We start from the raw sequence: 9,142 nt of genomic DNA, 5'->3' as shown, positions 1-9,142 counted from the left end.
CGGGCACCTGGCCGGCCTGGCACGCCGGCGTCCGCGCGGCGCCGCCGTTCGCCCCGCACGCCTGGGTCGAGGCCGAGGGCCGGATGGTCGGCGAGCCGGCCACCCCGGACGAGTACCGCCCCCTGATGACGGTCGCGCCGCGCCGGGACCACACCCAGCTCAACGACTAGGGCGTGTCCGCAAAGTCCCTCCGTCCGCCCGGAGGGGCCCGGCCCGGCCCCGCCACCCGGCGACGCACCGGAACACCTCACGGCCGGAAGGAAACCCCGACGTGCCCGCACACCCCCGGCTCCTTCTCGGCCATGCCCGCCCCCACCTGCGCATCCTCGCCACCGGCGGCCTCCTCGCCCTCACCGGCGACGCCGCGGGTCTCGCCGTGCCGCTGATGGCCAGGCACGCGATCGAGGCGTTCGCCGAGCACCGCTCCGCGGCTGTCGCCCTGCTCCTGCTGACCGCCGTCGTCGTGGCCGGCGCCGCCCTGACCGCGACCGGCACCTACCTGATGTCCCGCACCGGCGAGGCCGTCGTGCTCGGCGCCCGGGAACGCCTGGTCCACCGCATGCTCCGGCTCCGGGTCGCGGCCGTGGACCGCCTCACCCCGGGCGACCTGCTGACCCGCGCCACGGGCGACACCACCCTGCTGCGCACCGTCCTGTCGCGCAGCCTCGTCGAGTCCGCCACCGGTGCGCTCACCCTCGTCGCCACCGTGGTCCTCATGGGCGTCATGGATCCGGTGCTGCTCGGCGTGACCCTGCTCGTGCTCGCCCTGGTCACGGCGGCGCTCGCCCTGGTCATGCCGCGCATCCGGCGGGCGCAGACCGCCGCGCAGGAGGCGGTGGGGGAGATGGGCTCGGCGCTCGACCGCGCCCTTCAGGCGTTCCGCACCGTGAAGGCCAACGGCGCCGAGGAGCGCGAGGAGGAGGCCGTCGCCCTGGCCGCCCGCCGCGCGTACGGGAAGGGCCTGTCGGTGGCCCGCTGGACCTCCGTGTCCGACGTGGCGATGCAGATGTCGGTACAGATCGCGTTCCTGGCGGTGCTCGGCGTCGGCGGCGCCCGCGTCGCGTCCGGCGCCCTCGACCTCTCCGCGCTGATCGCGTTCCTGCTGTACCTGTTCTATCTGGTCGGTCCTCTGGGCCAGTTGACCGACGGCTGGACCGGTCTCAACAGCGGGCTCGCGGCGCTCGCCCGGCTCGCGGAGATCGAGGACCTGCCGGGCGAGACGACCGCCCGCCCCGCGAGCCGCGGCCCGCGCAAGGACCGCAAGACCCGGCGCCGGGCCCGCACCCCGGTGGACGTCGCCTTCAAGGACGTGACGTTCCGCTACGACGGGGACCGCGCCGCCGCGCACGACAGCGTCAGCTTCCACGCTCCGCCCGGCGGCCTCACCGCGCTCGTCGGCCCGTCCGGCGCGGGCAAGTCCACGGTCTTCGCCCTGCTCGAGCGGTTCTACGACCACGACGCGGGGACCGTGACGGTCGGCGGCCGCGACATCCGCGACTGGCCGCTCGGTGAACTGCGCGCCGCGCTCGGCTACGTGGAGCAGGACGCCCCCGTCCTCGCCGGCACCCTGCGCGACAACCTCCTCTACGCGGCCCGGGACGCGACGGAGGCGGATCTGGCGGACGTCGTCCGGCGCACCCGCCTCGGCGATCTCGTGGCCCGGCTCCCGGAGGGCCTCGACACGACGGTGGGCCACCGGGGCGTGCTGCTCTCCGGCGGCGAACGCCAGCGCGTGGCGATCGCGCGCGCCCTGCTGCGCCGGCCCCGGCTGCTGCTGCTCGACGAGGCGACCGCCCATCTGGACGCGGTCAACGAGCAGCACCTGCGGGACGTCGTGCGCGACCTCGCCCCGCGCACCACGGTCCTGGTGATCGCGCACCGGCTGTCCACGGTGGTCGACGCGGACCGCATCGTGGTGCTCGACGGAGGACGGGTGCGGGCCCAGGGCACGCACGCCCAGCTGGTCGAACGGGACCCCCTGTACGGCGAGTTGGCGGCCACGCAACTCGTGGCCGCCACAACTCGCTGAACCGGCGGGGGCGCCGGGCACCCCGCGCCCGTCAGGCGTTCTTGATCGCCGAGACGTCGAAGTTCAGCTTGATCTTGTCCGAGACGAGCACGCCGCCGGTCTCCAGGGCCGCGTTCCAGGTCAGGCCCCACTCGGAGCGCAGGATGCTGGTGCTGCCCTCGAAGCCGACGCGCTGGTTGCCGAACGGGTCGGTCGCCGAGCCGTTGAACTCCAGGTCGATCGAGATCGGCTTGGTGGTGCCGAGGATCGTCAGGTCGCCGGTGATCCGGTAGGAGTCGTCGCCCAGGGCCTCGGCGGCCGTCGAGCGGAACGTCATCGTCGGGAACTCGTCGATCTTGAAGAAGTCGGCGCTCTTGAGGTGGCCGTCACGGTCGGCGTTGCCCGTCTCGATGCTCTCCATCTGCACGTCGAACGAGGCCGTGGACTTCGCCGGGTCGGCGCCGTCCAGGTGCAGCGAGCCGGTGAAGTCGGTGAAGCTGCCCTTCACGTTGGTCACCATCGCGTGCCGGGCGACGAAGCCCAGCGTCGTGTGCGCCGGGTCGATCGTGTAGTCACCGGTCAGCGCGCCGAGGTCGGGACCGGCGGGGGCTCCGGCGGCAGCGGCGGCGGCAGCGGTGCCGGTGTCGGCGGCGGTCTCGTTCTTGCGGTTGAAGATGCCCATGACGTGCTCCTCGGGGACGGGGCTGTCGAATGTCTGTTGAACGTTGAACTATCAACGCATCCGACTGTAGCGCGATGATGTTCAACTTTCAACATCAAACACCGTGTGTCCCTCCGATTACACCGTGTGGATCCCGCGGGCGCTCTTCCGCGGGCCGCGGGACTTGGACTTAAGGAGGCGAGTACTTGGACTGCGGGCCCGCCGGACGCCCCCGTCCGTTGACCGTCCCGCCGCTGCGCGGATACCCAGGGCGTCATGTCCCGCAGATCCCGCGCCACCCACGCCCTGGTCCTGGCGGCGGCCCTGAGCATCGCGCTCGCGGCCCCCGTCACGGCCGCCGAGCCGCACCGGGACGGGCCCCCAGCCGTCTCCGGAGGGCTCGTCCTCACCTCCTCGCAGCTGCGGGTCACCGTCGCCGAGGACTTCCCCCGCGTCCTGTCCTACGAGAACCGGTCCGACGGGTCCCGGCTGCTCGGCAGCACCCGGGCCGTCAGCGAGGTCACCCTCAACGGCAAGGCCCACCCGGTCCGGCTCACCGGAGCCCCGCGCGTCAAGGGCGCCACCGCCGCCTACACGCTGGCCTTCCCCGACCTGCCGGGCGTGCAGCTCGACACGACGCTCACCGTCAGCGGCCGCGCCACGACCTTCAAGGTCACGGCCGTGCGCGACACCGCCGGCTTCCGCGTCGGGACCATCGACATCCCGGGCCACGACCTCGTCTCCGTGGGCAGCGCCGACGGCGGGGCCGAGACCGCGTTCACCACGCTCGACCCGGACTCCACCCGCACCGCCGACCGCTTCGGCAAGGTCACCGCGGACACCCCGGCCGAACCGGCCGCGACCGGCGCCTCGTACGCGCTCGTCAACACGGACCGGCTGGCGGCCGCGGTCGAGTCCAACTCCACGTACGACAAGCCGAGCGGTGCCACCGGCGGCGACGACGCCCGCTTCTGGCACCGGGCCACGAAGGACACGGCGGGCGGCACCCGGGTCGGTGTCTGGTCGGGCCAGTGGACCTACCGCGGCGACGGCTCACCCACCCACGCCACCGGCGACGACCTGCCCTGGGCCAAGGTCGTCGTCACCCCCGACGCCAACGGCGACGGCACGGTCGACTGGCAGGACGGCGCGGTCGCCTTCCGCACCATCGGCATCGAGCCGCAGGGCGGGGACGAGACCGCCGACCGGGTCATCACGCACATCCCGTTCAACTTCGCGAGCCAGGCCCAGCACCCGTTCCTGCGCACCCTCGACGACGTCAAGCGGATCGGTCTCGCCACCGACGGCCTGGGCCAGTTCGCCCTGCTCAAGGGGTACGCGTCCGAGGGCCACGACTCCGCCCACCCCGACTACGGCGGCAACACCAACAAGCGCGCAGGCGGCCTGAAGGACCTCAACAAGCTGCTGAGGTCCGGCAAGAAGTACGGCGCCGAGTTCGGCGTCCACGTCAACGCCACCGAGGCGTACCCCGTCGCCCGGCACTTCGACGACCGGCTGATCGACCCGGACAAGCCCGGCTGGAACTGGCTCGACCAGAGCTACTCCATCGACCAGCGCCGCGACATCGACAGCGGCGACCTGGCGGCCCGCTTCCGGCAACTGCGCGACGAGACCGACAAGAACCTCACCACCGTCTACGTCGACGTGTACTACACGCACGGCTGGATCGCCGAGCAGACGGCCAAGGCCATCAACGGCCAGGGCTGGAACCTGGCGACCGAGTGGGCCGACAAGTTCGAGCGGCAGTCGCTGTGGTCGCACTGGGCCAACGACCTCGACTACGGCGGCGCGACGAACAAGGGCCTCAACTCGAAGATCGTCCGGTTCATCCGCAACAGCGAGAAGGACGTCTGGAACGACGACCCGGTCCTCGGCCAGAGCGCCCTCGTCGACTTCGAGGGCTGGACCGGCGAGAACGACTGGAACGCCTTCTACGCCAACGTCTGGCAGCGCGACCTGCCCGCCAAGTACCTCCAGCACCAGCGGATCACCCGCTGGGACGGCAACGACATCACCTTCACGGGCGGCGTGCGCGGCACCGTCGAGGACGGCCGGCGCACCTTCTACGACCACGGCCGCAAGGTGCTCGACGGCGACGCCTACCTGCTGCCCTGGAAGGCGCAGGACGGCAGCCGCAAGCTCTACCACTACAGCAAGCAGGGCGGCACCAGCACCTGGACCGTGCCCCGCGGCAGCTACACCGTCCACAAGCTCACCGACAACGGACGCGTGCAGACCGGCACCGTGCACACCGACGCCGACGGACACCTCACGCTCGAGGCCGAGGCCGGGCAGCCCTACGTCCTCTACCCGTCCGGCGACACCCCCGGCGCCGCCGACCCCGCCTGGGGCGAGGGCACCGGCCTGAAGGACCCCGGCTTCAACGACGCGAAGCTCCGCGGCTGGGACACCCGGGGCACCGTCGCCCGGCACACCGACACCAAGGGCCGCAACAGTGCCCGCCTCACCGGCACCGAAGAGGCCTCCGTCGCCCAGCGCCTGACCGGCCTCGCGCCCGGCAAGCGCTACACCGCCTCCGCCTGGGTCGAGGTCACCCCCGGCGCCGCCCGCCGCACCACGCTCCGGGCAGCCGGGCGGTCCGTCTCCGTCGACCGGTCCACACTGCCCGACACGATGGCGGCCAGTGACTGGAACGGCACGCACATGCAGCGCGTCAAGGTCGGCTTCACGGCGCCCGCGAACGGCGTGACCACCCTGCGCATCGCCGCCGCGCCCGACGACCGGGGCACCGCCGTCCGGCTCGACGACGTCCGTGTCGTACGGGGCGGCGCCCCCGCCGCCGGGACCGGCACCGTCGTCCACGAGGACTTCGAGGACGTCGACCAGGGCTGGGGCCCCTTCGACAAGGGCGACGCGGGCGGCACCACCGACCCGCGCACCCACATCGCCCAGAAGCACGCCCCGTACACCCAGTCCGGCTGGAACGGGAAGCTCGTCGACGACGTCATCGAGGGCGGCGAGTCCCTCAAGTCCCACGAGGAGAACGACGGCGTCGTCTACCGCACGTCACCGGCCTCCGTCCCGATGAAGGACGGCCACGCCTACCGCGTCGACTTCGCCTACCAGTCCAGTCACGCCGGAGCCTACGAGTGGATCAGCGGCTACGACGCCGGTGACGACACCGTCGAGGCCGCCGCCGTCCCCCTCGGCGCGCAGCGCACCACCGGCCGATTCAGCACCACCGTCACCGCGGGCTGCGGGGTCACCTGGACCGGGCTGCGCAAGCTGCCCGGAGCCCCCGACGGCGCCGACTTCGTGCTCGACGACTTCACCGTGACCGACCTCGGTCCGGCGAAGGAGCGGGCCGCCTGCGCCACGCTCGGCGTCGAGGCCGGCCAGAGCCTCGAACCCGGCCACGCCAACAAGGTGACCGCCACCCTCACCAACCACGAGGCCGAGCGCATCGACGGCGCCACCGTCACCCTCGGCCTGCCGGAGGGCTGGAAGGCGGAGCCCGACGGTCCCGCAGCCCTGGACCCGGTCGCCCCCGGGGCCGCGGCGACCGCCACCTGGCAGGTCACCCCGCCCGCCGACGCCCCGTACGAGCCGTACCGTCTCACCGCGCGGGCCGGCTACCGGCTCGGCGGCGCCGACCGGACGCTCGACGCGGCCACGACGGTGCGCACCCTGCCGCCGCCGCCCGTGAAGGACACCTACGCGAGCGACATCGACTGGACCGCCACCGAGAACGGCTGGGGGCCCGTCGAGAAGGACCTCTCCAACGGCGAACAGGGCCAGGGCGACGGCACGCCGCTCACGATCGGCGGCACCGCCTACGCCAAGGGACTCGGCACGCACGCCCCCGCGAAGATCCGCTACTACCTCGGGAAGCAGTGCACGTCCTTCACGGCCCAGGTCGGCGTCGACGACGTCCAGACCGGCCGTGGCACCGTGCAGTTCTCCGTGCTGGCGGACGGCACGGAGAAGGTGAAGTCGCCGGTGCTGAAGGCGAGCGACACCGCCTGGTCGCTCACCGCCGACCTCGGCGGCGCCACGTACGTCGACCTCGTCGTCGGGGACGGCGGCGACGGCAACGGCAACGACCACGCCGACTGGGGCGACGCCCGCTTCCACTGCGGAAGCTGACCCGGGCGGGGGAGCGTACGGTGGGCCGCCCGGGGAGCGCTTCCTCCCGGCGGCCCACCCGAACGGCGGATACGCTTTAGAGGTTCCGTACAACGCCGGGGGGCCTCGGGCAGTCGACCGCCGCCTGTTTTCGTACGGAACTGTCAGGGCCCACCAGGAAACCGGGCCGGAGACTGTACGGAGTCGACGGGCCGTTTTCCTTGGTCGGCTTCGTATGGTCACTACATGACCGTTTTGGACGACACCGCCTCGAACCCCGGGGACGAGCCCACCGACGCGCGTGGGCGCGTGGCCGAGCTGCACGCGATCCGCGAGCAGGCCCTCGCCGGGCCCAGCGAGAAGGCGACCGAGGCCCAGCACGCGAAGGGCAAGCTGACCGCGCGCGAGCGCATCGAGCTGCTCCTGGACGCGGGGTCGTTCAACGAGGTCGAGCAGCTGCGCCGGCACCGTGCGCAGGGCTTCGGCCTGGAGGCGAAGAAGCCGTACACCGACGGTGTCGTCACCGGCTGGGGCACGGTCGAGGGCCGCACGGTCTTCGTGTACGCGCACGACTTCCGGATCTTCGGCGGCGCGCTGGGCGAGGCCCACGCCACGAAGATCCACAAGATCATGGACATGGCCATCGCGGCCGGTGCCCCGCTGGTCTCCCTGAACGACGGCGCCGGCGCCCGCATCCAGGAGGGCGTCTCCGCACTCGCCGGGTACGGCGGCATCTTCCAGCGCAACACCAAGGCGTCCGGTGTCATCCCGCAGATCAGCGTGATGCTCGGCCCCTGCGCGGGCGGCGCGGCCTACAGCCCGGCGCTCACCGACTTCGTGTTCATGGTCCGTGACACCTCGCAGATGTTCATCACCGGACCGGACGTCGTCAAGGCGGTCACCGGCGAGGAGATCACGCAGAACGGCCTGGGCGGCGCCGACGTCCACGCCGAGACCTCGGGCGTGTGCCACTTCGCGTACGACGACGAGGAGACCTGCATCGCCGAGGTGCGCTACCTCCTGTCGATGCTCCCGCAGAACAACCGCGAGAACCCGCCGACCGTCGACTCGGACGACCCGGCCGAGCGCCGCTCCGACGTCCTGCTCGACCTGGTCCCGGCCGACGGCAACCTCCCCTACGACATGGCGAAGGTCATCGAGGAGCTCGTCGACGACGGCGACTACCTCGAGGTCCACGAGCGCTGGGCCCGCAACATCATCTGCGCCCTGGCCCGTCTCGACGGCCAGGTCGTGGGCATCGTGGCCAACCAGCCGCAGTCCCTGGCCGGTGTCCTGGACATCGAGGCCAGCGAAAAAGCTGCCCGGTTCGTCCAGATGTGCGACGCTTTCAATATCCCGATCGTGACGCTGCTCGACGTGCCGGGGTTCCTTCCCGGTGTCGACCAGGAGCACGGCGGCATCATTCGGCACGGCGCGAAGCTGCTCTACGCGTACTGCAACGCGACGGTGCCGAGGATCTCGCTGATCCTGCGCAAGGCGTACGGCGGGGCCTACATCGTCATGGACTCCCAGTCCATCGGTGCCGACCTCACCTACGCCTGGCCCACGAACGAGATCGCGGTGATGGGCGCGGAGGGCGCGGCCAACGTGATCTTCCGCCGGCAGATCGCGGACGCCGAGGACCCCGAGGCCATGCGGGCCCGCATGGTCAAGGAGTACAAGTCCGAGCTCATGCACCCGTACTACGCGGCCGAGCGGGGCCTCGTCGACGACGTCATCGACCCCGCCGGGACCCGTGAGGTCCTCGTCAGGTCGCTGGCGATGCTGCGCACCAAGCACGCCGACCTGCCGTCCCGCAAGCACGGCAACCCGCCGCAGTAGCGGCCCCCGCACCGCTCTTCCCTGCCACGACCTAGGAGACCAGCCGCAATGTCGACCCCTGACATCCGCGTCGAGAAGGGCCACGCCGAGCCCGAGGAGGTCGCCGCCATCACCGCGATCCTCCTCGCCCGCGCCGCCACGACCCCCGAGGCCGCCCCGGCCCACCGCGGCCGCACCAAGGCCGGCTGGCGCCGCCTGGAGCGCGAGCCCGGCTTCCGCGCCCCGCACAGCTGGCGCTGAGCGCCGACGCCGCACACACGAGAAGGGCCCCGACTCTCCCAGGAGAGTCGGGGCCCTTCTCGTACGTCCGGCGTCCGCTACCGCAGGCGCGCCATCAGGGCGTGTTCCACGAGCGTGATCAGGGCGGACTTGGCGTCTGCGCGGTGGCGGGCGTCCGTCGTGATGATCGGGGTGTCGGGGCCGATCTGCAGTGCCTCGCGGACCTCGTCGGGGTTGTAGGGCTGGTGGCCGTCGAACCCGTTGAGCGCGATGACGAAGGGCAGGCCCGAGTTCTCGAAGTAGTC

6 protein-coding genes and 1 pseudogene are annotated in these 9,142 nt (G+C 72.2%); 5 read left to right on the top strand and 2 right to left on the bottom strand.

The window, feature by feature from the left end:
• Together GTW43_RS20390 and GTW43_RS20385 are read left to right on the top strand one after the other, a co-directional pair.
• Nucleotides 1–170: lasso peptide biosynthesis B2 protein (locus tag GTW43_RS20390; RefSeq protein WP_161303455.1), on the top strand; the 170-nt coding region annotated here is incomplete at its 5' end.
• 101 nt (nt 171–271) lie between these two features.
• Nucleotides 272–2,029, top strand: coding sequence for an ABC transporter ATP-binding protein (locus tag GTW43_RS20385; RefSeq protein WP_161303454.1), 1,758 nt, complete (start codon nt 272–274; stop codon nt 2,027–2,029).
• Between the two features lie 31 nt (nt 2,030–2,060).
• Here GTW43_RS20385 and GTW43_RS20380 read toward each other — a convergent pair whose 3' ends face one another.
• On the bottom strand, nt 2,061–2,690 hold the full coding sequence (locus GTW43_RS20380) for a YceI family protein (protein WP_161303453.1): 630 nt from the start codon (nt 2,688–2,690) through the stop codon (nt 2,061–2,063).
• 255 nt (nt 2,691–2,945) lie between these two features.
• Between GTW43_RS20380 and GTW43_RS20375 the strand changes: the two genes are divergently transcribed.
• From GTW43_RS20375 to GTW43_RS20365, 3 genes are all read left to right on the top strand, one after another.
• A complete protein-coding gene (locus tag GTW43_RS20375; protein WP_161303452.1) occupies nt 2,946–6,797 on the top strand; it encodes an endo-alpha-N-acetylgalactosaminidase family protein in 3,852 nt (1,283 codons plus the stop codon).
• 225 nt (nt 6,798–7,022) lie between these two features.
• Complete coding sequence (locus GTW43_RS20370) at nt 7,023–8,618, top strand: acyl-CoA carboxylase subunit beta (protein WP_161303451.1); 1,596 nt, start codon at nt 7,023–7,025, stop codon at nt 8,616–8,618.
• Between the two features lie 48 nt (nt 8,619–8,666).
• A complete protein-coding gene (locus GTW43_RS20365) occupies nt 8,667–8,858 on the top strand; it encodes an acyl-CoA carboxylase subunit epsilon (RefSeq protein ID WP_161303450.1) in 192 nt (63 codons plus the stop codon).
• Nucleotides 8,859–8,935: 77 nt separating this feature from the next.
• On the opposite strand, the pseudogene GTW43_RS20360 reads toward GTW43_RS20365, so the two are convergent.
• A pseudogene (locus GTW43_RS20360) lies at nt 8,936–9,142 on the bottom strand (ATP/GTP-binding protein); the annotation flags it as partial.

Source organism: Streptomyces sp. SID5785 (assembly GCF_009870065.1).
Taxonomy (GTDB): Bacteria; Actinomycetota; Actinomycetes; order Streptomycetales; family Streptomycetaceae; genus Streptomyces.
The sequence above is the reverse complement of the archived record's forward strand: the minus strand, read 5'-3'. Positions and strand labels throughout refer to the sequence as shown.

Bases quoted from the DNA above. Each gene is read 5' to 3' on its own strand.
- GTW43_RS20380 (WP_161303453.1), bottom strand. From the start codon at position 2,690: ATGGGCATCTTCAACCGCAAGAACGAGACCGCCGCCGACACCGGCACC.
- GTW43_RS20370 (WP_161303451.1), top strand. From the start codon at position 7,023: ATGACCGTTTTGGACGACACCGCCTCGAACCCCGGGGACGAGCCCACC.
- GTW43_RS20375 (WP_161303452.1), top strand. From the start codon at position 2,946: ATGTCCCGCAGATCCCGCGCCACCCACGCCCTGGTCCTGGCGGCGGCC.
- GTW43_RS20365 (WP_161303450.1), top strand. From the start codon at position 8,667: ATGTCGACCCCTGACATCCGCGTCGAGAAGGGCCACGCCGAGCCCGAG.